Source organism: Paraburkholderia sp. CI3 (assembly GCF_050436505.1).
In the GTDB taxonomy this organism is placed as follows: Bacteria; Pseudomonadota; Gammaproteobacteria; order Burkholderiales; family Burkholderiaceae; genus Paraburkholderia; species Paraburkholderia tuberum.
This window is the reverse complement of sequence record NZ_JBNDMI010000004.1, coordinates 823,050-848,511: the sequence shown is the minus strand read 5'-3', so window position 1 is coordinate 848,511 and position 25,462 is coordinate 823,050. Positions and strand designations below refer to the sequence as shown.

Genomic DNA, 25,462 nt, shown 5'->3' with positions numbered 1-25,462 from the left:
CGCGGGCTGTCCGCATCGGCACGCACACCGTCAAGGAACGATCGATGACTCATCACACGCTGTCCATGCCCGCTAGCGAAGCGCAGATTCGCGCGTTGCGCACGGGCGATACCGTTACGTTGACAGGCACGCTGTTCGGCATCCGCGACGCCACGCAGATCCATATGTTCGACCGTGGCCGCACGACTCGCTTCGATCTGCGCGGTCATGCGGTGATTCACACCGCGCCGAACGTGCGCAAGGTGCCACGCTCGGACGCACATCCGGCGGGCTACGAGCCCGTCTGCGTCGGCACGACGACGTCCGCACGCATGGAGCGCTTCACCGCGGCGCTGATGGCGCAGTACGGCGTGCGCATCGTGATCGGCAAGGGCGGGCTCGGGCAGGCGTCGAGCGATGCGTTCGCAAAATACGGCGGCGTGTATCTCGCGATCGTCGGCGGCACGGCCGCGCTCGAGACGACATGGATCGAACAGATCGAAGACGTCGATCTCGACGACCTGAACCCCGAATCGCTATGGCGCTTCAGGATCGGCGAATTCGGCCCGCTGCTCGTCGCGATGGATAGTCACGGCGGCAGCGTCTACACGAAGGTCCAGCAGAGCACGCGTGAGCGGCGCGAAGCGGTGCTCGCGTCGCTGGGCATCAGAAGCTGACCGAACGCAGCGTCGTTCATCACGGGAACCGACCATGAAGCACGTGGATACCGACATCCTGATTCTCGGCAGCGGCGGCGCGGGCCTGTTTGCCGCGCTGCATGCGCAGGCCGACGCGCCGCAGTTGCGCATCACGATCGCCGTGAAAGGATTGCTCGGCAAATGCGGCTGTACGCGCATGGTGCAGGGCGGCTATAACGTCGCGCTAGCACAGGGCGATTCGATCGAACGTCACTTCATGGATACGATCGAAGGCGGCAAATGGCTGTCGAACCAGGAACTCGCGTGGACGCTGGTGACACGCGCGGTCGAGCGGATAAACGAACTCGAAAACGAACTGGGCTGCTTCTTCGACCGCAACCCGGATGGCACGCTGAAGCAGAAGGCATTCGCCGGGCAAACCTTCGACCGCACGGTGCACAAGGGCGATCAGACCGGCATCGAGATCATCAACCGGCTTGCCGAACAGGTGTGGGCGCGCGGGATCGAGCGGCTCGAAGAACATCGCGCGGTGGAATTCATCGAGTCCGAAGACGGTAGCGCACTGGCCGGCGTGCTGATGATCGACATTCGCAGCGGCGAATTCGTCTTCGTGCGCGCGAAGGCCGTGCTGCTCGCGACGGGCGGCGGCCCCACGATGTACAAGTACCACACGCCGAGCGGAGACAAGAGTTGCGACGGCATGGCGATGGCGCTGCGTGCCGGCCTCACGTTGCGCGACATGGAGATGGTGCAGTTCCACCCGACGGGCTTGCTGGCGGGCACTCATACGCGCATGACGGGCACCGTGCTCGAAGAAGGGCTGCGCGGCGCGGGCGGCTATCTGCTGGGGGGCGACGGCGAGCGCTTTATGCACCGCTACGATCCGCGCGGCGAGCGCGCGACGCGCGACATCGTCTCGCGCAGCATTTACCGTGAACTGCGCGCGGGCAACACGACGCCGAACGGCGGCGTCTATCTGCGCATGGATCATCTCGGGCCCGACAGCGTGCGCCAGCGTTTCAAGGGCATGGTCGAACGCTGCGCGGATTGCGGCTTCGATCTGGCGGGCGGCCAGGTCGAAGTGGTGCCGACCGCGCACTACATGATGGGCGGCGTGCTGTTCGAGACCGACTGTTCGACGACGCTGGCGGGCCTCTTCGTCGCGGGCGAGGATGCGGGCGGCGTGCACGGCGCAAACCGGCTGGGCGGCAACGGCGTCGCGAATTCGACGGTGTTCGGCGGCATTGCGGGTGAGACGCTCGCGCGCTGGGTGCCGCGCCATGGGCGCCTCGCCACCGCCGATGCCAGTCAGATCGAGCGCGCCATCGAACGTTGCACGCGGCCGCTCGGCCAGCCTGCGGGCGATCTCGAATCGATACGCGACGACCTGTACGAGTTGATGTGGCGCGACGTCGGCATCCTGCGCGACGAGCAGGGCTTGCTGCGCGCGAGAAGCGCATTGATCGACATCGGCGAACGGCTGGACCGCACGGGTGTCGATGGACGCGATCTGCGCTTCAACCTGTCGTGGCACGACTGGATGAACCTGCACAACCTGACGCTCGTGAGCCGCGCGATCACCGAGTCGGCGTTGCTGCGCGAGAATTCGCGCGGCGCGCATTTCCGCGAAGACTTTCCCGACGCCGGAGATCTGGACACATCCGAGTATGTATGCCTGCGGCTTCAGCAGAACGCCTTCGAAACCAGCCGCCGGCGCGTGCAGTTCACGCGCGTGAAGCCTGGTCAGTCGCTGCTCGACGAATCATTGCCACTGGCGGAAACGTCGGCCGCCGTCGTGAAGTGACGCTTCACGGCGGCCGTGAACGCTTCGCGTCCGTGTTCGCGCCGTTCCAGCAGGCCGACGCGGCGCGGCGCGATCCGCTCGGGCAACTCGGTCACGCGCAGCCCTGATTCGTGATTCCAGTTCGCATTCGCGAGACGCGGCACTACCGAAACGCCGAAACCGCGCTTCACCATTTCGCAGATCGATTCGAGCGAGTTCAGCTCCATGATGTCGTGCACGGAAGCGTCGAGGCCGCGCAGCGCGTCGTCGATCAGCATGCCTGTCCACGTCTGCCGGTCGAAACGGATGAACGGCTCACGAAGCAGCGTGTCGACGTGCGCGCGCGGATTGTCAGCCGACGAGATCAGCACCATCGGCTCGTGATACAGCACCGTCCACTTCAACGCGGCGGGAAACCCGGTGGGCGACTGCGTAACGATGGCGGCGTCGAGTTCTCCGTTCTCCACGCGTAGCGTGAAGTCACTCGACAGGCCCGTGAAAAGCTTCAGTTCGAGGCGCGGGTAGCGGCGTTTCAGATTCAGCATCGCATCGGCGAACGCGCCCATCAGCGACGACACCAGCGCGCCGACCCGCACGACGCCCGCCAGTTCGTCACGGCCCGCCGTGGCCAGAATCCGCCGATAGTTGGCGACCAGCGTTTCGGCGAGCGGCACGATCGTGCGTCCCTGTTCGCTCAATGCGACCGAGCGCGCGCTCCGTTCGAACAGCACCATGTCGAGATCGCGTTCCAGCGAACGCATCTGCAGGCTCACGGCGGCCTGCGTGAGACACACTTCGTCGGCGGCTGCGGCGAACGAGCCGTGGCGCGCGACGGACAGAAACGTGACGAAATAGCGAATCGCACTCATGACGCTCACTCCGCTTGACGTTGCCGCATCGGCATTACTTTATCGCGTGAACAAGCGATGAGCCCAGCAGCGCCACGCCCGAAGCGAACAGCAGCGCAAGCAGCACCCGCCGAAACGCGGTGTCCGACAGACGCCGATAAAGCCGTGAGCCGAGCCACGCAAACAGCAGCGACGACGGCAGCATCCAGGCGAAGAGTACTAACGTCTGCTTGCCGATCAGGCCCGTCAGTGCATACGTGACGAGCGTCAGCGATTGCATCGCGATGAAAAAGCTTTGGCAGATCGCGCGCTGCGTATCTTTGTTGTGACCGCGCAGCATGCACCATATGGTCGGTGCCGGACCGACGAGCCCCGCAATGCCGCCCAGAATGCCGCCGACCACACCGACGCCGCCGTCCGCCCAGGCACCGCCTGCCGTCACCGTCGGCAGATCTTTCGCGGCGAGCATCACGCCGCAATAGACGATCATCAGCAGACCGGCGCCGATCCGAAAGCCGACGGGATCGATGAACGGCAGCAGCGTCGCGCCGATCGGCACGCCGACAATGCCTCCTGCGATGAACGGACCGATGATCTTCGGCCGTATCTGCGAGCGCACCGTATGCACGGTTAGCATCTGTCCGACCAGCGAGCCGACCACGAGCATCGGCCCGATCGCTTGCGGCGGCAGCGCCCATGCCCAGAACACCATCGCGACGAGACCGAAGGCAAATCCCGCCAGCCCCGACACGAAGCCGGCGACCGCGCTGCCTCCAATCACCAGCAGAGCGATGTCGGCGCTTAGCAACGAGCCTCCCGTGCGTGCACGCCATGCTTCACGACTGCATGCCCCAGCGTTGCACGGTATGGCGTTCGAGGACGCGGAAGATCAGGTTTTCGACGGCGAGGCCAATCAGAATCACCGTGAACAGACCCGCGAACACGTTCGCGATGTCGAGCAGGTTCTTGTTTTCGTAGATGAACCAGCCGAGGCCGCCGGAACCCGAACTCACGCCGAACACGAGTTCCGCCGCGATCAGCGTGCGCCACGCGAAGGCCCAGCCGATCTTCAGGCCGGTCAGAATGCTCGGGAACGCAGCGGGCACCAGAATCGCGGCGACGTAGCGCCCGCCGCGCAACCCATAGTTGCGCCCGACCATTTTCAGCGTGTTGCTCACCGACAGAAAGCCCGAGTGCGTATTCAACGCGACCGACCATGTCACCGAATGCACGAGCACGAAGATCAGGCTGCCGTTGCCGAGCCCGAACCAGATCAGCGCGAGCGGCAGCAACGCGATGGCGGGCAGCGGGTTGAGCATCGACGTCATCGTTTCGAGAAAGTCCGTGCCGATGCGCGACGTGATCGCGGCGGCCGTCAGCAACGCGGCCAGCAGCAGACCGCAGCCGTAGCCGAGCAGCAATACGTGGATCGACGCCCATGCCTTGCCGGGCAGTTCGCCGTTTGCGATGCTCGTGCAGAACGCGTCGACGGTCGCGCTGAAAGTGGGAAACAGCAACGGATTGTTGAGCCAGCGTCCGTAGCCTTCCCAGACCAGCGCGAGCAGCGCGAGGATCAGGAACTTGCGCAGCCAGCTCTGGTTGTACAGGCGCTCGAACGGTGACAGCGGCTTTTCGACGACGCTGAAATGCTGTGCATCGCTGGGTTCGCGAATGATCTCGCCGCGCGGCGCGCGCGTGATCATGTCGTCACGGGGCGGATGGACGGATGCGGAACCGTGTGCGGTAGCGTCAGACATTCTCTGCCTCGTGGATTTCGTCTTCGAACAGCATGTGCTGGATGCGTTTTTCGAGCGTGGCAGCGGATTCACCTGCTGCCGCCGTATCGAGTTCTGCCTTGACCTGCCCCGGGTGCGGCGACAGCAACAGAATCCGGCTGCCGACCTTGATCGCTTCCGGAATCGAATGCGTGACGAATAGCACGGTGAAGCGCGTTTCCTGCCATAGCGTCAGCAGTTCGTCCTGCATCTTGCGGCGCGTGAGCGCATCGAGTGCGGCGAACGGCTCGTCCATCAGCAGGATGTCCGGTTCCATCGCCATGCCGCGCGCAATCGCCACGCGCTGCTTCATGCCGCCCGATAACGTATGCGGATGGCTGTCCGAGAATTTCGTGAGGTTGACCTTGTCGATGTAATGCATCGCGCGCTGTTCCGCTTCGCGCGCCGACAGCCGGTGCGAAGCGAGCAGCGGAAACATCACGTTCTGCTTGACCGTCTTCCACGGCAGCAACTGGTCGAATTCCTGAAAGACCATCATCCGGTCGGGGCCCGGCTTCGTCACCGTCTTGCCCTTCAGCGTGATCGAACCTTCCGTCGGCAGCAGATAGCCGCCGACGCTCTTGAGCAACGTCGACTTCCCGCAACCCGATGGCCCAAGCAAAATGAAACGGTCGCCTTCGAATACCTGAAAGTCGACGCGATACGTTGCCATCACGAGATGCCGCGGCGTCTTGTATTGCAGCGTTACGCCGGCGACATCCAGTAACGGCATGCCGCTCGGCGAGGATGTGGCGCGGGCGGCTCCAGCACGCGTGCGATGCATGATCAACTCCCTTGAAGCGATTGGGCGGTCGGAAAGAACATGTCCTTCCACGAGGCGGGTTTGGTCTTGATCAGGCCCGTGCGTGCCATGAAATCCGCGTATTTGACCGTGTTTTCGGGCGTGGTCGTGAAGGCGACGTCGGGCGACGAAATCATCTTTTCGATGTCGGCGACATTGCTCTTGTCCTTGCTGATGCGCAGGTAGGCGAGTGCGGCCGCGTGCTTGTCCCTCGTGATCTGCGCTTCGGCATCGTCGAGCGCGGCCATGAAGGCTTGCACGAGTTTCGGATTCTGTTGATAGAACTTCGTCATGCACCAGACCAGATTGAATGTCGACTTGCCGCCCAGAACGTCATACGAATTCACAACTGTGCGCACGCCAGGGTGGGCCAATTCCTGTTCCTGAAACGGCGGCGAGCCGAAATGCGCGGTCACTTCGCTATTGCCCGACAGCAGCGCCTGCTGCGCATCGGGATGAGCCAGCGAGACGGTGTATTTATCGAGCTGCCCCTGGTTGCCGGCGCCGAAGGCCTTTTCCGCGGCCATTTGCAACGTGATTGCCTGGATCGACACCTTCGCTGCGGGCAGTGCGATCTTGTCCTTGCCGGTGAAGTCTTTCAACGTTTTCACCGTCGGATTGTTGGTGTTCAACAGCAGCGGCATCGAATTGATCGCCGACAGCGCCTTGACCTCGACGGGCGTGCCGCGCGTACGCGCCCACAGCAGCACGAGCGGCGCGACGCCGCCTGACGCGATCTGCAACGAATCGGACAGCAGCGCGTCGTTCATCACGTTGCCGCCCGCGAATTCGACCCATGACACTTTCAGATTCGGCACGCCCAGTTGCGCGGCGTGCTTTTCGACCAGCTTCTGATCCTGCATCAGCATCAGCGGCAAATAGCTGACGCCGTATTGGCGCGCGATCCGGATCTCCGACAGTTCGGCGCGGGCGGGCGCACTGGTGAGAGCTGCGCCGAGAGCGAGCAGCGCTGAGAGAAATACGGCAACTTTACGAAGGCTCATTGCTGGACACTCCTTGCGACAGGAACGGCACGGCCAATCTGTTGAAATGCGACACCGGATAAACCGGATGGGTGGGGGCTGCGTGTGCTTATTCGGTCTCGCGTGGCTGCGACCGGCGCAACGCATGCGTCACGCGGCAAGGCGCGACATGAAGGACATGAGCGGGATGACGATGAGGCGGGGTACGCATCGTGAGTGTCTCCTTGTTGCCGGCCTGCTCGCGACAAAACGGTTTGCGCGGCGCGGCCGGAATCAGGTTCACAGATGGTGTGTTGTGGGCAACCGGATTGCGCGTGAAATGCCTTGCTTCGGTGACTGTGGCATTCAGCGAATTCAGCGCCGTATGATTTAGCTCATCTGTATGAGTAGCGAGTGTAGGTGATCGTGCTGTTGATTGCAAATGCGGGAAAACGTGACATGTGCGGCGCGCGGCCGGCGGCTTTTGGCGCTGCGCATCGCGCTTGGCTTCTGGCCTTGTCAGAGCGGCTCTTCGTGCGATGCCGAAGCACCGACGTATTCGTAGCGTGCGGTGTTCGCATGCGAGATCCGCACTTCGACGGGCGCCTGATGATACGAATACGCGACGCGCCGGACTTCAAGAAGCGGCGTGCCGTGCGGCACTTCCAGCAGTTTGCTTTCGAGTTCATTGGCTACCGCGACGCGCACGCGTTCCTCGGTGCCGAGCACGTTGATGTTGAACGCATCCTGATAGAAGTTGTACAGCGTGCTCGGCCGGCTGCGCAGCGCGGCTTCCGTCAGGCCCGGAAAACGCGCCTCGGGTACGGTGATGTTGTCGATCATCACCGTTTCGCCATGCAGCGCCAGACGGTTGATGAACGTGAACACGCGCGCGCCCGTTGCGACTTTCAGCAGCGTCGCGATATCGCGCGTAGCCTTGGCCTTCCTGAACTGCACGAGCGTTACGGTCGGGTAGGTCTTGTCGCCGTCCTGGCGCACGATGCGGAAGAAGCGGAAGAAATGACGATCACGCTGGTGTTGCGCGACGAAAGTACCGAGCCCCTGATGCCGCACCAGAATGTTGTCGGCCACCAGTTCGTCGATTGCCTTGCGCAGCGTGCCGATCGATACGCCGAAGCGTTCGGCCAGCCGCTTTTCCGAAGGAATCGTTTCGCCGCCCTTCCATTCGTGCGCGGCCAGCGCGGCCAGCATCGCATTCTTCACTTCCTTGTAGCGCGTGCCGCCGATTGCCGGCGCGGTGGCCGCACCGTTCGGTAGATTGATACCCGTGGTCAACGTATTCATCGATCTCATCCTGTCGTTGCATTTTCATTGCTGCTGTCTTTCAATTGATTCTACTTCATACGGTTCATCAAACACATATAGATGATATGGTTGACATATGCAAATGTGCCGCCTAAGATGGGTTCACGCAGGCGAACCAAACCGTACCAACAGACTGGAGACAACTGATGAGCCACACCGCAGCAGGTGCACCGCAACAATCCGGTGAAGGATCTTCCGCCAGCCCTTCGTCAGACCGCAAAACGATTCATATCGTGCTGCACGAAGCGAAAGACACCGTCGGTGTGGCGGTTGTCGAAGGCATCAAGGCGGGGACCCAGTTGAACGCGTGGATCATGGACGACGACGAGGTCGTGACGATCTCGGCGAAACAGAACATTCCGATCGGTCACAAGGTGGCGCTGAAAGACATGGCGGTCGGCGACACGGTGTTCAAGTACGGCGTGGACATCGGCAAGGTCGTTGCGCCGATCCGCGCGGGTGAACATGCGCATGTTCACAACATCAAGACGAAGCGCTGGTAGCCGGCGCGAGGATCGACCAGCTCGCGCATCGACATTGCGAGCGAGCTTCCCCACTCAACAGAGCCAGATCGAAGAGAGCCACCATGAGCGTGATTGACCAGAACACCACTTTCCGCGGGTTTCGCCGTTCCAATGGACGCGTCGGCGTGCGTAACCATGTGATCATCCTGCCCGTCGACGATTTGTCGAACGCCGCCGCGCTGGCCGTCGAAACGGCCATCAAAGGCACGATGGCGCTACCGCATCCATACGGCCGCCTGCAGTTCGGCGCCGACCTCGATCTGCATTTCCGCACGCTGATCGGCGCCGGCTGCAACCCGAATGTCGCGGCGGTCGTCGTGATCGGGATCGAGGAAGGCTGGACCAAGCGCGTCGTAGACGGCATTGCGAAGTCAGGCAAGCCGGTGATGGGCTTCGGCATCGAATTGCATGGCGATCACGATACGATCATGCGTGCGTCGAAAACCGCGAAAGAGATGGTGCAGTACGCCACGTCTCTCGATCGCGAAGAATGCCCGATTTCGGACCTGTGGGTATCCACGAAGTGCGGCGAATCCGATACCACGTCCGGCTGCGGCGCGAACCCGACTGTCGGCAATGCGTTCGACAAGCTCTACGGGTTGGGCACGACGCTCGTCTTCGGCGAGACGTCCGAACTCACGGGCGGCGAGCAGATCGTTGCCGCGCGTTGCGCGAACGACCAGGTGCGCGAGCGCTTCCAGTTCATGTTCGACCGCTATCAGGACATGATCAACCGCTGGAAGACCGACGATCTGTCGGAGTCGCAGCCGACCAAAGGCAACATCGCGGGCGGCCTGACGACAATCGAAGAAAAAGCGCTGGGCAATATCCAGAAGATCGGCAAGAAGTGCAGAGTCGACGGCGTGCTCGACAAGGCCGAGGAACCGACGGGGCCGGGCTTGTGGTTCATGGATTCGTCGTCAGCCGCGGCCGAGATGGTGACGCTGTGCGCCGCGTCGGGCTTTGCCGTGCATCTCTTCCCGACCGGGCAGGGGAACGTGATCGGCAATCCGATCGTGCCTGTCATCAAGATTTGCGCGAACCCGCGTACGGTGCGCACGATGAGCGAGCATATCGACGTGGATGTGTCGGGACTATTGCAGCGCGAACAGAATCTCGATCAGGCTGGCGACAAACTGCTGGAATCGATGCTGCGCACCGCGAACGGGCGCTTTACGTCGGCGGAAGCGCTGGGCCACCGCGAGTTCGTGTTGACGCGCCTGTTCGAAAGCGCGTAATTTCTCCGGGCCCGTCCTCGCGACGGGCCGCACTGCATAGCGCATGAATCCGGATCGCGCAGGCGGCTGCGATGACAGTTAGCTTCGCGTCAGCTTCGGATCCCCTGTATTCAATGGAGTTTTCGCAGCAGCGCGCGCACGCGTGACGTCTCGGGCCCGAGAAGCCCGGCACGCGCCGCACGGCGCTGTTCCATTTTCCAGCAGCAGCGAGTGGAGGAGACACCATCTTGCGCGTGCTAAGACATCTTTACGTGCAGGTTCTGATCGGACTTGCGGCAGGCATTCTCGTCGGTTATTTCTGGCCGGATCTCGGCGTCCAGATGAAGCCGTTCGGTGATACCTTTATCCGGCTCATCAAGATGCTGATCACGCTGGTGATCTTCTGTACCGTCTCCGTCGGCATCGCGCGGATGGAGAATCTCAAACAGGTCGGGCGCGTCGGCCTCAAAACCATCGTGTACTTCGAAGCGGTGACGACGGTGGCGCTCGTCATCGGCCTTGTCGTCGCCAATCTGCTGCACCCCGGCTCCGGGCTGAACATCGATCCGAAGACGCTCGATACGCATGCAGTCAGCCATTACGTGACGGAAGTTCACGCGCAGTCGAACACCAGCTTCCTCGAAGAGATCGTGCCGAATTCGGTCGTGGGCGCGTTCGCGCGGGGTGATCTGTTGCAGGTGTTGCTGTTCTCGGTGTTGTTCGGCATCGCGCTATCGATCATGTCGCGGCGCAGCCGCTTCCTGTCGCGCGTGATCGAACAGAGCGGCGAAGCGCTGATGCGGATCGTCGAAATGATCATGCGCCTGGCTCCCCTTGGCGCGTTCGGCGCGATGGCGTTCACAGTCGGAAAATATGGCATTTCGACGTTGCAGCAACTCGGTCTGTTGATCGTGTGCTTCTATCTGACGAGCATTCTCTTCATCGCTCTGGTGCTGGGCACGATTTGCCGCTGGGCGGGCGTGGGGTTGTGGCCGCTGCTCAAGTATCTGCGTGAGGAGCTGCTGATCGTATTGGGCACATCTACAACGGAATCGGTGTTGCCTCGTTTGATGGAAAAGCTCGAACGGCTTGGGTGTCCGAAGCCGGTAGTCGGGCTCGTGCTGCCGACGGGCTATTCGTTCAACCTCGACGGCGCCGCGATCTATCTGACGATGACCTCGCTCTTCATCGCGCAGGCCACCAATACCCATCTCACGCTACTGCAACAGATCGGGCTGCTGGCGATATTGATGGTGACGTCAAAGGGCGGCGCGGGCGTGGCGGGTGCGGCGCTGGTCGCACTGACGGCGACACTGTCGACGCACAACATCATTCCGGTTGCGGGCATTACGTTGATACTCGGTATCGATCGCGTGCTCAACGAGATTCGCGCGATCGTGAACATGATCGGCAATGCGGTGGCGACGATTGTCGTCGCCCGCTGGGAAGGCGCATTCGATGTGCAGGCCGCGCGCAAACTGCTGGCCGCGCCGCCGGAAGTTCAACGCGGCGAGCCGCAAGCGAACGCAAGCGATGTCAACGACATGGCGCCGCCCGCGTATGTACAGGAGCGCTCGAATTGAGCACGAACCTGAATGCGAATCCGCGCGCGACGCGCAAGAAGATCGTCATCAGCGAATTCATCGACGCTTGCGCAGTCGCAGCGCTCAGCGAGCGCTTCGACGTGCATGCCGATGCGTCGCTTGTCGATCAACCCGTTGCGTTGAACGCGTTGCTGGCCGATGCCGACGCGCTGATCGTGCGCAATCGCACGCAGGTAAGGGCCGCGCTGCTCGATGCCGCGCCGCGTCTGAGCGTAGTCGGGCGTCTGGGCGTCGGGCTCGACAACATCGATCTGGACGCATGCGCGCAACGCAACGTATCGGTGTTCCCGGCGACGGGTGCGAATGCACGCGCGGTGGCCGAGTACGTGCTCGCCGCGGCACTGATGCTGCTGCGCGGTGCATACCGTTCGAGCATGGAGGTCGCGGCGGGCAAATGGCCGCGCGCGGCGCTTTCGAATGGCCGCGAAGCGGCGGGTAGCACGCTTGCCGTAATCGGCTTCGGCGGCATCGGGCAACTCGTTGCGCAGCTCGCGCGCGCGCTGGGCATGCAGGTGCTCGCCTACGATCCGCTGCAGCCGGCCGACGCGGCGTGCTGGGCCGCGACCGGCGCACGCCGCGTGAGCATCGACGAAGCGTTGCGTGCCGCCGATGTGATCACGCTGCATGTGCCGCTCGTCGACAGCACGCGCAATCTGCTCGGCGCATCGCAACTCGCGGCGCTGAAGCGCCACGCGATTATCGTCAACACGTCGCGCGGCGGGATCGTCGATGAAGCGGCGCTTGCCTTGGCGTTGCGCGAAGGCCGCATCGGCGGCGCGGCGCTCGACGTTTTCAACGATGAGCCGCTCGCCGCCCGTTCCCCGCTGGCCGACGCACCAAACCTCATTCTCACGCCGCACATTGCGGGGCTGACCATGCAGTCGAACGAACGTGTCAGCACGCTCGTTGCGGCGCGCGTGACGGAGGCCCTGCTTGCGCAGCGTGATTCACACGTGACCGAAGGAATTTCACGATGACGCGAGTCTCAGCCGACGAACTGCTCGAACTCGCGACGCGCGCCGTCCGCAACGCGGGCGCAACGCCGGAGACCGCGACGGCCACGGCCCGCGCGTTGGTGTATGCGGACTCGTGCGGGTTGTCGTCGCACGGTGTTTCGCGTTTGCCGATGTACGTCGCGCAGTTGCGCAACGGGCGCGTCGATCCGCAGGCGAAGCCCTCCATTGTTGCGACGCGCAACGCCGCCGTGCTCGTCGATGCCGCCGATGGCATGGCGTTTCCCGCCTGCGCGCTTGCTGTCGAGACCTTGATCGGCCGTGCGCGCGAACACGGCAGCGCAGTGGCGAGCGTGACCCGCAGCCATCATTTCGGCGTCGGCGCATATCACCTGGAGGCGATCGGCGCGGCGGGCATGGTGGGCCTTGCGTTCAGCAATTCCCCGGCGGCGATGCCCGCGTGGGGCGGGCGTCATGCGCTATTCGGCACCAATCCCATTGCCGCCGTGTTTCCGCGCCGCAATGGCGACGCATTGATAGTCGACCTGTCGTTGTCGCAAGTGGCGCGCGGCAAGATCATGGTTGCAGCGCGCGATGGCAAGCCCATACCGTCCGGCTGGGCGACCGCCCGTGACGGCACGCCGACCACCGACGCCAAGGCGGCGCTCGACGGCATGATGCTGCCGTTCGGCGGCGCGAAAGGCGCGATGCTCGCGCTGATGGTCGAACTGCTGGCGGCGGCGCTGGCGGGCGCGAACTTCGGCTATGAAGCGGGATCGTTCCTGACCGAGGAGGGGGCACGCTCGCGGATCGGCCATCTGTTCTGGGCCATCGATCCGGGCGCGCTGGCGGGCAATGAGATGTACGTAGAACGGGTCGAGGCGCTTGTCGCGGCGATGTTGCAGGATGCGGATGTCCGTTTGCCAGGGCAACGGCGGCATGCGTTGGCCGACGCGGCAAGCCGCGATGGAATCGAGATTCCCGATGCGTTGCTCACACAGTTGCAGACATTGGTCGCGTGATGCGCGAATGCGCCGAAAGGAACCAGGCGCACTTCACGCGGGCGCCGGACCGCTCGTGCCACGCACGATCAGCTCGATCGGCAGACACTCGCGCTGCGGCGGCACGCCGTCCGAGAGCCAGCGCAGCAGTGCGCGCGCGACGCGTTCGCCGAGTTCGTAAGTGGGCAACAGCACGGTAGTGAGACCTGGTGTGATCTGCGAGACGATGGGCAGATTGTCGCAACCGACAATCGATAACTGCTGCGGCACGGCGATACCGGCCGATTGCGCTTCGAACAGGCAACCCAGCGCGAGCACGTCATTGCCGCAGAAAATGGCGGTTGGAGCAGGGCGCAATTGCGTCAGTAGCTTGAGCCCGGCGCGACCGCCTTCGAAGCCGAATGGCTGTTCGATGATGTTCGCATCAGGCAGACGGATATCGTGCTGTGCAAGGATTCGCCGGAAGCCTTCGATCCGCTGACGCGCGCGGTCGTTATGGCGCGTGAAGCCCGAGATCACGCCGAAGCGGCGATGACCGAGTTCGAGCAGATGTTCAGCGGCCAGTTGCCCGATCAACTGGTTGTCGAAGCCAATCGACGGCGGTGTATCTGCGTCGCCGCTGCCGGCTGCGCCGGGGCGCTCGGCGTGCGACCAGGTCAGCAGCAGCGCGACGTGGCTCGCGCGAATCAGTTCATAGGTTTGCGGCGCATGGTCGGTGCCGACCAGAACGATTGCGTCGACAGCACGTTCCAGCAGCGCGCGCACGACTTCGATTTCCGCGGACAGGTTGTACTCGTGCGCGGAGATCAGCAACTGATAGCCGGAATTCGACAGTGTGGTTTGCAAGCCTTGCACCGCACGCGCGAAGATCGCGTTGTCGAGCGTCGGCACGATTGCGCCGACCATTCGCGCACGGCCCAGCGCAAGCGCGCGCGCCGCGCCGTCGGGCACATATCCCAGCGTGGCGATCGCATCACGGATGCGCGCGCGCGTGTCCGCTTTCACCATGTCGGGGTTGGAGAGAGCGCGCGACACAGTTGCCGTCGAGACGCCGGCGAGTGTGGCGACATCGCTGATACGGGCGCGTGGCAAGGTATTCATTGCGGCAGATCAGACAGGTTTGGATAGGCTCAATTGATTGTAGTGCCCGATTGCAAGCGAACGACAGTACAACATCATTCGAATTGGTATAAATCCCGATGTGACCCGTGATCATAGCGTCTATATTCAAATGCAAGCGGTTACATTTCATTGCGCGGCGCGCTGCATTTCACGCCGCTGAACAGGCAGGAGACAATGTGTTCCCCGCATTGCGTTCACCGCGCTTCCTGTGCAGCATCGGCACGCTCGCAGCAACGCTCGCCGCGTGGTACGTGCTGACGGCTCTCACAGGCATCGTCGCACCGTCGAGATTCCCCACTCCGTTCGATACCTGGCAGGCGCTTGCCCAGGTGGTGACGGACGGTTATGCCGACGGCCGTCTCGACCAGCACATCGAGCAGAGCGTGAAGCTCGTTCTATACGGCTTCGCGACGGCGGCGGTGACGGGCGTGCCGCTCGGCCTATGGATGGGCTACTCGGCGCGTGCGCAAGCGTTCTTCAACCCGATCTTTCTGCTGTTGCGACCCATTCCGCCGCTCGCGTGGATTCCGCTCGCGATCGTCTGGCTTGGACTCGGCGACTCCGCGAAGGTGATGGTGATCTGGTTCGCGGCGTTCGTGCCATGCGTGATCAACAGTTTCGCGGGCGTGCGCAATCTCGACGTGCCGATGCTCGAAGCCGCCGAGATGCTGGGTTTGCGGCGTTCGCGCTTCGTGCTGGAAGTGATGATTCCCGGCGCGCTGCCAATGATTTTCACAGGCTTGCGCCTCTCATTGCAGGCCTCATGGACGACGCTCGTGGCGGGCGAACTGATCGGTGCGGTCAAAGGTCTCGGGCATCTGCTGACGCAAGGCTCGCTCGACATCTATCCGGCGATGATCGTCGTTGCGATGCTGACGGTCGCGCTGTGTGGATGGTTGATGACGGTCGCGCTTGGGCAAATCGAACGGCAACTCATGCCTTGGAGAGCGAACAGATGAAACCGGGTCATCTGCGCGGTGTCGCGCATCCTGACATCGAGCCCGTCGGCGTCAATCGCGAGTCCGGCAGTGCGGCACGCACGTTGCGCCAGCGCAAGATGGTCAGCGAGCCTGGGCGTGCTGTGGCTCAACGCAACGTGCCGCTCTGGACGCTGAATGCCGCGGGGCTGATCGCATTCTTCGGCATCTGGTGGCTGGCATCGGCAGCAGAACTCGTCCCCGCGATCTTTCTACCGACGCCGCTTGCAGTCGTTCACAAGTTTGCCGATCTGCTCACGCATCCGTTTGTCGGTTACACGCTCGAAGTGCATCTGTGGTCGAGCTTGCAGCGCTATCTGATGGGCTTTTTGCTGGCCGTCGCGCTGGGCGTGCCGCTCGGTCTGACGATGGGCTGGTTCCGCTGGCTCGACTACTGCGTGACGCCGCTCTTCGAAACCGTGCGTTTCATCGCGCCGATTGCATGGGTGCCGTTTGCCGCGTTGTGGTTCGGCACGGGCATCGGTGGCCCGGTGCTGATCATTTTTGCGGGTGCGTTTCCCCCGTGCGTCGTCAATGCTTATCGCGGTGCGCAGCAGGTCGACGGCAGGCTGCTCGAAGCGGCGCGCATGCTCGGCGCGTCGAACCGGATGATCGTCTGCGAAGTGCTGCTGCCAGGCGCGTTGCCGTCGGTGATCGCAGGTGTGCGCGTCGCGGCGGGACTGGGCTGGATGTCGCTGGTCGGCGCCGAACTGATCGTCGCGTCGAGCGGCATTGGCTACATGATGGTCAAGGGACAAGCGGCAATCGACACTGCGACGGTGATGAGCGCGATGATCGCAATCGGTATGGTGGGCGCGGCAATCGACCTGCTGCTTGGACGCATCGAAGCGTACGCGATGCGCAACCGGCGCGTGGCCCGGCACTAGGGTCTGTTTACATATGGAACGCACGTGCGAATGCCCGCTATCGGCCGTCCCCCAAGGGGACTTCCTTCGGGGCGCAGGGCAAGGAGTAAGGAGCGCTGCGTGGCCGCGCCACGTGAGCGACGCACGACGCCGCCATGCGCCCGATAGCGGGCATTCCCCTGGAATGAATTTCAGAACTGGGGTTGCCGCGAGAAGGGCCGCTCGCTGCGTCATGCTCCTTGCGAATACGTCGAGTATTCGCGGCGTCGCAATCCTTGCGAGCGGCCCTTCTCGCGGCAACGCACGTGCGTTCCATATGTAAACAGACCCTGGCACCCGTGGCTTCACTCTCTCAACCGTGACGGAGCGCACGATGAGCATGATTCGTTTCAATGATGTGTCCCGCATGTTCAGGCGCGACAAGGCGAGCGTCGTCGCGCTGGAACACGTCGAACTGGAAATCGCCGACAAGGAATTCGTTGCGATCGTCGGGCCGTCGGGATGTGGCAAGACGACGTGTCTGCGGATGGTCGCGGGTCTCGAGTTTCCGACTTCGGGCAGCGTGACGGTGGCGGGCCGCAAGGTGACACGGCCAGGACCCGATCGCGCGGTCGTCTTTCAGCAGTTCGCGCTGTTCCCGTGGAAGACAGTGTGGGACAACATCGATCTCGGCTTGCGCGCGAAGGGCATGGCCGCCGACGCAAGACGCGAAACGATCGAGCGCTATCTGTCGCTGATGAATCTGCGCGGCTACGAGCAGGCGTATCCGCATCAACTATCGGGCGGCATGCAGCAGCGCGTCGCGATCGCGCGCGCGTATGCGCTCGACCCCGGCGTGCTGCTGATGGACGAGCCGTTCGGCGCGCTCGATGCCCAAACCCGGGTCGTCATGCAGGAAGAACTGGTGCGGCTCACGCGCGTGAATCCGCGCACGGTGCTGTTCATCACGCACGCGGTCGAAGAGTCGGTGTATCTCGCGGATCGCGTCGTCGTGATGACGGGCCGGCCGGGGCGCGTGAAAGAAGTGATCGATGTGAAGTCCGTGCGCGAGCAGCATGGCTGGGACGCGTGCAAGCGGATCGAAGACGTGATGGATCTCGAATCGTTCGTCCGGTTGCGCACGCATATCTGGAAGTCGTTGCGCGACGAACACGGCGCTGTCGAACGTGTCGCTGCATGAAGCTGCATAAAACTGCCACCGGTTCCAACGGCTGAGCGCAATACCCCATAAAACAGGAGACCAACATGAAACGTCTGCGTGCGATCCCTTTCATTGCGTTGCTCTGCGCGGGCAGTGCGGCGTTGCCGGGCACGGTGTGGTGCGCCGATCTCACTCTGATCAGGGTCAGCTATCAGCCCGCGCTGTATTGGGCGTTGCCGTTCTATGTCGCAACCGAAAAAGGGTGGTGGGCAGAGGTCGGATTGAAGCCCGAGTTTTCGGTGTTTCCCGCAGGCGTGCCGCAGATGGCGGCGGCGGCGTCGAAATCCTGGGACGTGGGCGGCACGGGTTCCGTGCCGGCGGTGCTCGGCTACAAGCGCTTCGGCATTCAGGTGATCGGCCTGACAAACGACGAATCGCAGGGCAACGTTCTGATGGCGAGCAAGGCGCGTTATGACGCGGTGCGCCGCAATCCGGCGTCGCTGAAAGGCCAGACCATCGTGTTGACGTCCAACTCGACGGGTGATTACGCGGTACAGGCATGCCTGAAAAAGTATGGGCTGACGAAGGCTGATGTGACGCTCAAGAACATGGGCCAGGCCGAGATCATTTCCGCTGTGTCGTCGGGCAATGCTGATTACGCGGGCGTGTGGGCGCCGTATGACTATACGCTCGAAGAGAAGGCGGGCGCGCGCGTGTTGTGCTCCGGTAAGGACGGCGGCGCATCGGTGCCCGGCGCGCTCGTCACGCGTGGCGAATTCGAGAAGCAGCATCCCGATCAGGTGACAAAATTTCTCGCCGTCTATCTGCATGCATGGGCGTGGATGAAGGCGAACCCTGACCAGGCCGTCGCGATGATGAAGAAGTTTTACCAGGAGGGCGGCGTCAACATCAGCGACGATTCGATGCGCAAGGAATTCGCGACGCGCCCGACCTTCGACCTGAAGCAGCAACTCGCCGCGATGGACCGCACGAAAGGCGCATCGCAGGCCGACGATTCGTTCACGAAGATCGCGCAGTTCATGCATGCATCGGGCGCGCTCGCGTCCGTCCCCGAAGCAAAAGACTATATCGACGACAGCGCGATGAAGCGTGTGTTGGGCGACCCTAAACTCGCGGCGTTCGCAATGGACGGCAGCAAATAACGCGCGGTCGCGATCGCGCAAAAAGGCCACGGTGTGGCCTTTTAAAAGCCCCTCGCTGCAAGCGCTTGCATTATTTTTAACATCGATGAAGGAGAAGGCGATGAGCGTGACTTACCTGAAGAAAGCAGCCAAGACGCCGGAAACCGAGACCGCGACGGCGCAAGAGGTCGTCGCTGAAATGCTTGCGCAGATTCAGGCGCATGGCGAAGACGCCGCGCGTGCGTATGCGAAGAAACTCGATAACTGGGACGGTCCGATCATCGTCTGCGCCGATGAGATCGAACGGCGTGCGCTCGAAGTGCCCGCGCACGTGAAGGCCGATATCGATTTCGCCGCGCAACAGGTATTCGACTTCGCGCTCGCACAACGGCGCTCGATTGGGGATTTCTCGGTCGAACTGTATCCAGGCGTGACGGCAGGGCAAAAAGTGGTGCCCGTCAACGTGGTCGGCTGTTATGCGCCGGCTGGCAGGTACGCGCATATCGCGTCGGCATACATGGGCGTTGCGACTGCCAAGGCAGCGGGCGTGAAGACGGTGATTGCCTGTTCGAGCCCGTTTCGCGGAGGCGGCATCCATCCATATGTGCTGTATGCGTTCAAGGCGGCAGGCGCCGATGTCGTGATGACGCTGGGAGGCGTGCAGGCGATTGCGTCGATGGCGTATGGGCTTTTTACCGGCAAGCAGGCGGACGTTGTGGTCGGGCCGGGCAACAAGTTCGTCGCGGAGGCGAAGCGCGCGCTCTTTGGCAAGGTTGGGATCGACGTCTTCGCGGGGCCGTCGGAAGTTGCGGTGATCGCCGACGCCAGTGCCGACCCGGCGATGGTCGCGAGCGATCTGGTCGGCCAGGCCGAGCATGGCCACGAGTCGCCGGCATGGTTGTTCACGACGTCGAAGGCGCTCGCCGACGAGGTCATTGAGCGGGTTCCGCAACTCATCGATGCGTTGCCGCCGACCGCACACGATGCCGCAGGCGCCGCGTGGCGCGACTACGGCGAAGTGATCCTGTGCGACACGCGAGAGGAAGTGGTGGACGTGTCTGACCGCTATGCATCGGAACACCTCGAAGTGCAGGCTGCCGATCTGGACTGGTGGCTCGAACATCTGACGTGCTACGGCTCGCTCTTTCTCGGCGAAGAAACGACGGTCGCATTCGGCGACAAGGCGAGCGGTCCGAATCACGTTCTGCCCACCAAGGGCGCAGCGCGCTATTCAGGGGGGCTCTCGGTGCACAAGTTCGTGAAGACGCTGACGTGGCAGCGCATGACGCGCGATGCGGCGAAGCGCATTGGCGAAGTGACGGCGCGTATCTCGCGGCTCGAAGGCATGGAAGCCCACGCCCGTACCGCTGACGACCGCTTGAAGAAGTACTTTCCCGACGAAGCATTCGTGCGTGGCGAACCGGTACAGGTATGAACGCCATCGGCATGTGCAATCGGTACGACGAAGGAGGACACCGTTGAATATCGCTCGACTATTCGACCTGAATGGCAGAACCGCGCTCGTGACCGGCGGCAACTCGGGCGTCGGCGAAGCGATGGCGCGCGCGTTGGGCGGGGCGGGTGCGCGCGTCGTGCTGGTGGCGCGGCGAAGTGATGCGCTCGACGAAGCGGCAATGCGGCTGCGGGATGACGGTATTGATGCGCACATGCACGCGTGCGATCTCAGCGACGCGCATGCGGCGCGCGCCTGCGCGCTCGATGCAGCGGCACAGCACGGCCAGATCGACATTCTCGTCAACGCGGCGGGCGTCAATCTGCGTCAACCATTCGATGAAGTAACGCCGCAAGCGTGGCAACAGCAGCTCGCACTGCATCTTGGTGCGCCGTTCTTCATGACGCAGGCGCTCGCACCCTCGATGAAGGCGCGCGGACATGGTCGCATCATCAACATCGCGTCGCTGCAGTCATACCGTGCATTCAACGATAGCGCGCCATACGGCGCGGCGAAGGGCGGTGTCGTGCAATTGACGCGTGCTATCGCGCAGGCGTGGTCACGCTACGGCATCACGTGCAACGCGATTGGGCCGGGCTTTTTCCCCACTGCGCTGACGGCTCCCGTTTTCAACGACGCGCGCGTCGCGGACATGCACGCGCAGAACACGTGCATCGGACGCAATGGACAACTCGACGATCTGTATGGCGTCACGGTGTTTCTTGCGAGTGACGCGTCCGCGTACGTCACGGGCCAGACCATCATGGTCGACGGCGGGTACACCGCGCGGTAGGCGGTAACGCAATTGCACGACGGAGAACGCTTGTGAAAGCACTTGTCTACACGCAGCCCAATGAGGTCCAGTTGCTGGATCGGCCCGAACCACTGGCAGCCGACGGCGAGGTGATACTCAGGATCGATGCGGTCGGTATTTGCGGCTCCGATATGCATGCATTCCACGGCCACGATCCGCGACGCAAACCCGGCCTCATTCTCGGTCATGAGTTCGCCGGCACAATCGTGCAGACGCGCGCACCGCATCTGACGAAAGGCTTGCGCGTCACGGGCAATCCGTTGATCACCTGCGGGCACTGTGAATATTGTGTGCAGGGGCGCGACAATCTGTGCGCGAACCGGACGATGGTCGGCATGACGCGGCCGGGTGCATTTGCACAATATATGTCGTTGCCTGCGGGATGCGTTGTCGAAATTCCGCAGGAGATGCCCGCAACGCACGCCGCGGTGACCGAGCCGGCTGCTACGGCGCTGCATGCGCTGAATCTGTCGATGCGCGCGCTGCAAAGACCGTTGCCGGAAACCCGCGCGCTGGTCATTGGCGGCGGGGCGATTGGATTGCTGTCGGCGTTGTTACTGAAATCGTATGGCTGCCGGTCGGTTGAAATGGCGGAGGTCAATCCGCTGCGTCGACGATCGGCGCAGCAGCATGCGCAGTGCGAGACATGGGATCCGTTGGACGCGCCGGCGCCTGAAAGCCGGTTTGAGTTCGTGATCGATGCCGTGGGCGCAAAGCCGACACGCGCGCTCGCGTTATCGTCGGTGAAGCCTGGCGGCGTCGTGATGCACATCGGCCTCCAGGACTGGGCAAGCGAAATCGATATGCGCAAGCTGACGCTCGCTGAAATCACGCTGCTGGGTACGTACACATATACGATGGCGGATCTTCGCGCGACGGTTTCGGCGTTGCACGAAGGCGCGTTCGGTTCGCTGGATTGGCTCGACGTGCGGCCGCTCGATGCCGGAAGCCAGGCGTTCGACGATTTGCAGAACGGCAGGACGGCGTCAGGGAAAGTCGTCCTGACGCCGGGCTTCTAAATTTAGGCCATAGCAGTCCAGCAGGAAAGCGAGACTGTCCGCGACAGACTCATTGTCGTCAGGCTTCGATCGGATTCTAAGCCTCGAGGACATCGACACTAACGATTGAATAATCCGGACGCCAATATTCAACACGACATTATAGTACTAATGTCGTGTTGAATATTGAATTGCGTAGTATATGGTGCGTTTTACGTTGTATTATCAACATATCCATATTCCCCAAAAGCCGCTTCCACCATGACCCTCGAAGCCGACATCGAAGTCGTCCGTCAAAACGCGTCCGACACGCAAACGCTATATCGCGAGGTCTGCGCACTACTGTTTTTCCGCTATGGCGAAACGCCGACCGCAAACCGCCTGTATCAACTGGTGCGCAAAGGCAGCATGAGCGCGCCGGCCAAGGCCTTGCGCGATTTCTGGACCGACGTGCGCGACAAAACGCGTGTCGATGTCGGCCGCCCGGATTTGCCGCCTGAGGTTGCAGCGGCCGCCGGCGAATTCGCGGCCCAGCTGTGGCGTCTGTCGAGCGACGCCGCGAACGCCGCCCTCGACGTGTTCAGGCACGACGCGGACGCGCAAATCGCCGCTGCGCAAGAACAGGCCAAGCAACACGACAGGCAGCGTCAGGACGCCGTCGACAAAGCCGAACAGGCGGCCAACGATGTCGCGACCCTGCGCGCGCGGATTGCCGGACTCGACGCGCGCATCGTCGAGCTGCAGACGGCCAACGACATGCTGACGGCGCAACTGGCGACATCGAAGGAAGAAATCGCGGCAGGAGCCGCCGCGCTCGCCGATGCCCGCCGCGATTTCGCCGACGAACTCGCGAAGCTGCGCCGCTCGCACGAGCAGAACGAGCAGCGGCTCGCCGCGGCGGAAAAGCGCGCCTTGCTCGAAATCGACGGTGAACGAGCGGCGGCGCAACGTCTGCGCAAGGAGCTTCAGGCGAGTCACGAGCGGGCGGCGACGCTCGAAGCCGAATCGCGGGCCGAGCGCGACGCGATTCGGGACGAGTTGGCCGCATCAAAGGCAGAACTGGCTGCCTCCGCTGCGCGGCATGCCGCGACCCGCGGGCAGCTTGCGGAAAAGGATGCGTTGCTGGCTGAACGGGTGGCGGCGACCGACCTGTTGCGCGAGCGTATCGGCACGCTCGCGCGGCAGATCGAGACGGCGCGAACAGAAAAAACGTCCGCGCGCCCTGCCCGCCGCGCCCGCGAAACATCACCCGTGCAGGGCCGCGCGGTGGTGGGCTTCTCGGGCGCACCGTTCGTCAAACGTTCGACCAACGCCAAACCACGCGAAGACTGAGGACTGCCGGCGTCCCGGCGGCATGTCACCACGCGAGTCGCGATAAGTGGCTACACCTGGTGACGTCCGATAAAAAGTGATCGTCATGGGGCGGCGGCACCCGCCGCCCGCGCGCAACGCTGCGTCAGAACCGCGGATGACACTCGAAACTGACCGACGACCCGTGCTCGGTCATCGCGCTGACGCCGCTGACCGTCTCCGTATTCACGCTGCTTTGCATACCGCGACGATCGCAGTAGTCGCGCGCCTCGTTCATCGCGAGTTCGTGCGCGCGCGCCCAGGCCATGCGTCCTCCGGTCGCGCTGGCGGCGACCGTGTAGCTGCCGGGCTTGCCGCTCGCGACCACATCCGTGCTCGACGCGCACCCGACGAGACCCGCGCACGCGAGCGCCACCGCCGCCACCCCGCGCATGCGCGTGGGCAGCGGCGCCCTCTTCCTTTCCGTGCTTTCCGCTCGCGCGACGGATGCGACTTCGCGTACCCGCACCGTTTTGCGCGCCTCAGCGAGCATGTCCGAACCCTGATTCGACATCGTGGATCACCTGCATTTTTAACTGATTAGTCAGGCAGCAATTATCCGGAATCGTTCGCCCAAGATCAGCCGATACAACCGAAAACACTGTTGCGCGAGTCCTAACAATGGAGGCGAGCGCCACGCCGCGACGGCCTCGGCAATGAGCGGACCACATGGTTCACAAAAGACCTTCCGAAATCCCTTTTGAGCGTCTAGTCTGTAACGATGCCTGTTCGACGGACCGGCATTTCGAACCGCAGACGGACCCCACCACATAGCGGCATACACCGGTCGCCGAACCGGAGGAGACATATATGGATCTCGAGGCACGTACCCTTCAGCGCGTCACGGTTCGGCTCGTGCCGTTCCTGATACTGTGCTATTTCATCGCCTATCTCGATCGCGTCAACGTCGGCTTCGCGGCCTTGCAGATGAACAAGGCGCTCGATCTGTCCGCGAGCGCGTTCGGCTTCGGCGCGGGCGTGTTCTTTATCGCGTACTTCTTTTTCGAAGTGCCGTCGAACCTGCTGCTCGAACGATTCGGCGCGCGCCGCTGGATCGCGCGCATCATGTTTACGTGGGGTATTCTCGCGGGCGCGATGGCGTTTATCCCGGACATCGCGCGCTTCACCGGGCTCTCGCCCGCGCACGTGTTTTACGGCCTGCGCATTCTGCTTGGCATCGCCGAGGCCGGCTTTTTCCCGGGCATCATCTTTCTGCTGACCTTGTGGTTTCCGGCGGCGTATCGCGGGCGCGTGGTCGGTTATTTCATGGCGGCGATTCCGCTGTCGACGGTGATCGGCGGCCCGATCTCCGGCGCGCTGCTATCGCTCGACGGCCGCGGCGGACTCGGCGGCTGGCAGTGGCTGTATCTGATCGAGGCGGTGCCGGCGGTATTGCTGTCGGTCGCGGTGCTGTTGTATCTGACCGACAAGCCCGCCGACGCCACCTGGCTCAGCACCGAGGAGCGCGACTGGCTGATCGCGCGGCAGAAGCAGGAGCGCGAGCATCGCGAGGCGGTGCGCCACTTCAGCGTGAAGGAGGCGCTGATCAATCCGCGCGTGCTCGCCATCGCGCTGATCTATTTCGGGGCGAACGCGACCAACTACGGCCTGAGCTTCTTCCTGCCGCAAATCGTGAAGTCGTTCGGCCTCACTAATCTGCAGACGGGTTTCGTGACGTCGCTGCCGTACGTGGTCGGCCTCGTCAGCATGATTTTGTGGGGACGGCATTCGGATCGCCACCTCGAACGCCGCTGGCACGTCGCGATTGCGCTGTTCGTCGCGGCGGCCGGCATCGCGGCCGCGGCCGGCCTCGACAATCCGGTGCAGAAGATGATCGCGCTATCGATTGCCGGCTTCGGCATCTTCGGTTGCCTGCCGGTAATCTGGACCTTGCCGGCCGCGTTCCTGTCGGGCGCGGCGGCCGCGGGCGGCATCGCCGCGATCAACTCACTGGGCAACCTCGCGGGTTTTTTCGGGCCGTTCGCGATGGGCTGGATCAAGGACAGCACCGGCGGCTTCGGCGCCGGGCTGCTATGCCTGTCGGGCGCGGGACTCATCGGTATGGCGGCGGTGTTGCTGCTGCATCACGACACGTCGCTCGAGACGACGCATGGCAATCCGCATGCGCGACCGCCGGGTGAAGCGGGGGTCGCGAGGTCTTAGCGC

General features: G+C 63.0%; 24 protein-coding genes. 16 read left to right on the top strand and 8 right to left on the bottom strand.

The window, feature by feature from the left end; all coding sequences use genetic code 11:
• The first annotated feature begins 44 nt into the window (after positions 1 to 44).
• Together OKW29_RS25380 and OKW29_RS25375 are read left to right on the top strand one after the other, a co-directional pair.
• Positions 45 to 656, top strand: a complete 612-nt coding sequence (locus OKW29_RS25380) for a FumA C-terminus/TtdB family hydratase beta subunit (RefSeq protein WP_184043520.1) — start codon at positions 45 to 47, stop codon at positions 654 to 656.
• A gap of 34 nt (positions 657 to 690) precedes the next feature.
• Positions 691 to 2,442 (top strand): L-aspartate oxidase, encoded by a 1,752-nt coding sequence (locus OKW29_RS25375; protein WP_429293043.1) that lies wholly within the window; start codon positions 691 to 693, stop codon positions 2,440 to 2,442.
• Here the strand turns inward: OKW29_RS25375 and OKW29_RS25370 are convergent.
• From OKW29_RS25370 to OKW29_RS25345, 6 genes are all read right to left on the bottom strand, one after another.
• The gene (locus OKW29_RS25370) at positions 2,382 to 3,290 is read right to left on the bottom strand and encodes a LysR substrate-binding domain-containing protein (protein WP_429293042.1); all 909 of its coding nucleotides are present in this window, start codon (positions 3,288 to 3,290) and stop codon (positions 2,382 to 2,384) included. The two genes, OKW29_RS25375 and OKW29_RS25370, sit on opposite strands and share 61 nt — an antisense overlap.
• Before the next feature lie 34 nt (positions 3,291 to 3,324).
• Positions 3,325 to 4,077 (bottom strand): sulfite exporter TauE/SafE family protein, encoded by a 753-nt coding sequence (locus OKW29_RS25365; RefSeq protein WP_018422887.1) that lies wholly within the window; start codon positions 4,075 to 4,077, stop codon positions 3,325 to 3,327.
• Between the two features lie 28 nt (positions 4,078 to 4,105).
• Entirely contained in the window at positions 4,106 to 5,026 is a 921-nt protein-coding gene (locus OKW29_RS25360) for an ABC transporter permease (RefSeq protein ID WP_184040199.1), read from the bottom strand.
• Complete coding sequence (locus OKW29_RS25355; protein ID WP_429293041.1) at positions 5,019 to 5,828, bottom strand: ABC transporter ATP-binding protein; 810 nt, start codon at positions 5,826 to 5,828, stop codon at positions 5,019 to 5,021. Before OKW29_RS25355 ends, OKW29_RS25360 begins: the two co-directional genes overlap by 8 nt.
• 2 nt (positions 5,829 to 5,830) lie before the next feature.
• Positions 5,831 to 6,850: an ABC transporter substrate-binding protein gene (locus OKW29_RS25350; RefSeq protein WP_429293040.1), complete on the bottom strand. Its 1,020-nt coding sequence runs from the start codon at positions 6,848 to 6,850 to the stop codon at positions 5,831 to 5,833.
• A gap of 477 nt (positions 6,851 to 7,327) precedes the next feature.
• Positions 7,328 to 8,113: a GntR family transcriptional regulator gene (locus OKW29_RS25345; protein WP_429293039.1), complete on the bottom strand. Its 786-nt coding sequence runs from the start codon at positions 8,111 to 8,113 to the stop codon at positions 7,328 to 7,330.
• 254 nt (positions 8,114 to 8,367) lie between these two features.
• On the opposite strand from OKW29_RS25345, the gene OKW29_RS25340 reads away from it, so the two are divergent.
• From OKW29_RS25340 to OKW29_RS25320, 5 genes are all read left to right on the top strand, one after another.
• On the top strand, positions 8,368 to 8,637 hold the full coding sequence (locus OKW29_RS25340) for a UxaA family hydrolase (RefSeq protein WP_244144807.1): 270 nt from the start codon (positions 8,368 to 8,370) through the stop codon (positions 8,635 to 8,637).
• Between the two features lie 83 nt (positions 8,638 to 8,720).
• Positions 8,721 to 9,896, top strand: a complete 1,176-nt coding sequence (locus OKW29_RS25335) for a UxaA family hydrolase (protein WP_429293038.1) — start codon at positions 8,721 to 8,723, stop codon at positions 9,894 to 9,896.
• 227 nt (positions 9,897 to 10,123) lie between these two features.
• Entirely contained in the window at positions 10,124 to 11,458 is a 1,335-nt protein-coding gene (dctA, locus tag OKW29_RS25330; RefSeq protein ID WP_429293037.1) for a C4-dicarboxylate transporter DctA, read from the top strand.
• The gene (locus OKW29_RS25325; protein WP_429293036.1) at positions 11,455 to 12,456 is read left to right on the top strand and encodes a hydroxyacid dehydrogenase; all 1,002 of its coding nucleotides are present in this window, start codon (positions 11,455 to 11,457) and stop codon (positions 12,454 to 12,456) included. Before dctA ends, OKW29_RS25325 begins: the two co-directional genes overlap by 4 nt.
• On the top strand, positions 12,453 to 13,454 hold the full coding sequence (locus OKW29_RS25320; RefSeq protein WP_429293035.1) for an Ldh family oxidoreductase: 1,002 nt from the start codon (positions 12,453 to 12,455) through the stop codon (positions 13,452 to 13,454). Before OKW29_RS25325 ends, OKW29_RS25320 begins: the two co-directional genes overlap by 4 nt.
• Before the next feature lie 33 nt (positions 13,455 to 13,487).
• Here OKW29_RS25320 and OKW29_RS25315 read toward each other — a convergent pair whose 3' ends face one another.
• Positions 13,488 to 14,534 (bottom strand): LacI family DNA-binding transcriptional regulator, encoded by a 1,047-nt coding sequence (locus OKW29_RS25315; RefSeq protein ID WP_184043540.1) that lies wholly within the window; start codon positions 14,532 to 14,534, stop codon positions 13,488 to 13,490.
• 197 nt (positions 14,535 to 14,731) lie between these two features.
• Between OKW29_RS25315 and OKW29_RS25310 the strand changes: the two genes are divergently transcribed.
• The 8 genes from OKW29_RS25310 to OKW29_RS25275 all read left to right on the top strand — a co-directional run bounded on the left by OKW29_RS25310 (position 14,732) and on the right by OKW29_RS25275 (position 23,278).
• Positions 14,732 to 15,514: an ABC transporter permease gene (locus OKW29_RS25310; RefSeq protein WP_429293034.1), complete on the top strand. Its 783-nt coding sequence runs from the start codon at positions 14,732 to 14,734 to the stop codon at positions 15,512 to 15,514.
• Positions 15,511 to 16,419, top strand: a complete 909-nt coding sequence (locus tag OKW29_RS25305; RefSeq protein ID WP_429293033.1) for an ABC transporter permease — start codon at positions 15,511 to 15,513, stop codon at positions 16,417 to 16,419. The genes OKW29_RS25310 and OKW29_RS25305 overlap by 4 nt, the downstream gene beginning before the upstream one ends.
• Before the next feature lie 352 nt (positions 16,420 to 16,771).
• Complete coding sequence (locus tag OKW29_RS25300) at positions 16,772 to 17,578, top strand: ABC transporter ATP-binding protein (RefSeq protein ID WP_018422900.1); 807 nt, start codon at positions 16,772 to 16,774, stop codon at positions 17,576 to 17,578.
• Positions 17,579 to 17,643: 65 nt separating this feature from the next.
• On the top strand, positions 17,644 to 18,702 hold the full coding sequence (locus OKW29_RS25295; protein ID WP_429293032.1) for an ABC transporter substrate-binding protein: 1,059 nt from the start codon (positions 17,644 to 17,646) through the stop codon (positions 18,700 to 18,702).
• Between the two features lie 100 nt (positions 18,703 to 18,802).
• Positions 18,803 to 20,116 carry a histidinol dehydrogenase gene (gene hisD, locus OKW29_RS25290; protein WP_429293031.1) on the top strand — a complete coding sequence of 438 codons (1,314 nt, stop codon included), beginning with the start codon at positions 18,803 to 18,805 and terminating at the stop codon, positions 20,114 to 20,116.
• Between the two features lie 43 nt (positions 20,117 to 20,159).
• On the top strand, positions 20,160 to 20,927 hold the full coding sequence (locus OKW29_RS25285; protein WP_184066472.1) for an SDR family oxidoreductase: 768 nt from the start codon (positions 20,160 to 20,162) through the stop codon (positions 20,925 to 20,927).
• 32 nt (positions 20,928 to 20,959) lie between these two features.
• Positions 20,960 to 21,967: a galactitol-1-phosphate 5-dehydrogenase gene (locus OKW29_RS25280; protein ID WP_429293030.1), complete on the top strand. Its 1,008-nt coding sequence runs from the start codon at positions 20,960 to 20,962 to the stop codon at positions 21,965 to 21,967.
• 240 nt (positions 21,968 to 22,207) lie between these two features.
• Entirely contained in the window at positions 22,208 to 23,278 is a 1,071-nt protein-coding gene (locus tag OKW29_RS25275; RefSeq protein WP_429293029.1) for a DNA-binding protein, read from the top strand.
• A gap of 124 nt (positions 23,279 to 23,402) precedes the next feature.
• Here the strand turns inward: OKW29_RS25275 and OKW29_RS25270 are convergent, their stop codons facing one another.
• Positions 23,403 to 23,810, bottom strand: coding sequence for a hypothetical protein (locus tag OKW29_RS25270; protein ID WP_429293028.1), 408 nt, complete (start codon positions 23,808 to 23,810; stop codon positions 23,403 to 23,405).
• Between the two features lie 296 nt (positions 23,811 to 24,106).
• Here OKW29_RS25270 and OKW29_RS25265 point away from each other — a divergent pair, with 296 nt between their 5' ends.
• Positions 24,107 to 25,459, top strand: coding sequence for an MFS transporter (locus tag OKW29_RS25265; protein ID WP_429293027.1), 1,353 nt, complete (start codon positions 24,107 to 24,109; stop codon positions 25,457 to 25,459).
• The last annotated feature ends 3 nt before the right edge of the window (positions 25,460 to 25,462 follow it).

Coding starts and splice junctions, on each gene's coding strand:
- OKW29_RS25380 (WP_184043520.1), top strand. CDS start 45: ATGACTCATCACACGCTGTCCATGCCCGCTAGCGAAGCGCAGATTCGC.
- OKW29_RS25375 (WP_429293043.1), top strand. CDS start 691: ATGAAGCACGTGGATACCGACATCCTGATTCTCGGCAGCGGCGGCGCG.
- OKW29_RS25370 (WP_429293042.1), bottom strand. CDS start 3,290: ATGAGTGCGATTCGCTATTTCGTCACGTTTCTGTCCGTCGCGCGCCAC.
- OKW29_RS25360 (WP_184040199.1), bottom strand. CDS start 5,026: ATGTCTGACGCTACCGCACACGGTTCCGCATCCGTCCATCCGCCCCGT.
- OKW29_RS25355 (WP_429293041.1), bottom strand. CDS start 5,828: ATGCATCGCACGCGTGCTGGAGCCGCCCGCGCCACATCCTCGCCGAGC.
- OKW29_RS25350 (WP_429293040.1), bottom strand. CDS start 6,850: ATGAGCCTTCGTAAAGTTGCCGTATTTCTCTCAGCGCTGCTCGCTCTC.
- OKW29_RS25345 (WP_429293039.1), bottom strand. CDS start 8,113: ATGAATACGTTGACCACGGGTATCAATCTACCGAACGGTGCGGCCACC.
- OKW29_RS25335 (WP_429293038.1), top strand. CDS start 8,721: ATGAGCGTGATTGACCAGAACACCACTTTCCGCGGGTTTCGCCGTTCC.
- OKW29_RS25320 (WP_429293035.1), top strand. CDS start 12,453: ATGACGCGAGTCTCAGCCGACGAACTGCTCGAACTCGCGACGCGCGCC.
- OKW29_RS25315 (WP_184043540.1), bottom strand. CDS start 14,534: ATGAATACCTTGCCACGCGCCCGTATCAGCGATGTCGCCACACTCGCC.
- OKW29_RS25305 (WP_429293033.1), top strand. CDS start 15,511: ATGAAACCGGGTCATCTGCGCGGTGTCGCGCATCCTGACATCGAGCCC.
- OKW29_RS25300 (WP_018422900.1), top strand. CDS start 16,772: ATGAGCATGATTCGTTTCAATGATGTGTCCCGCATGTTCAGGCGCGAC.
- OKW29_RS25295 (WP_429293032.1), top strand. CDS start 17,644: ATGAAACGTCTGCGTGCGATCCCTTTCATTGCGTTGCTCTGCGCGGGC.
- hisD (WP_429293031.1), top strand. CDS start 18,803: ATGAGCGTGACTTACCTGAAGAAAGCAGCCAAGACGCCGGAAACCGAG.
- OKW29_RS25275 (WP_429293029.1), top strand. CDS start 22,208: ATGACCCTCGAAGCCGACATCGAAGTCGTCCGTCAAAACGCGTCCGAC.
- OKW29_RS25270 (WP_429293028.1), bottom strand. CDS start 23,810: ATGTCGAATCAGGGTTCGGACATGCTCGCTGAGGCGCGCAAAACGGTG.
- OKW29_RS25265 (WP_429293027.1), top strand. CDS start 24,107: ATGGATCTCGAGGCACGTACCCTTCAGCGCGTCACGGTTCGGCTCGTG.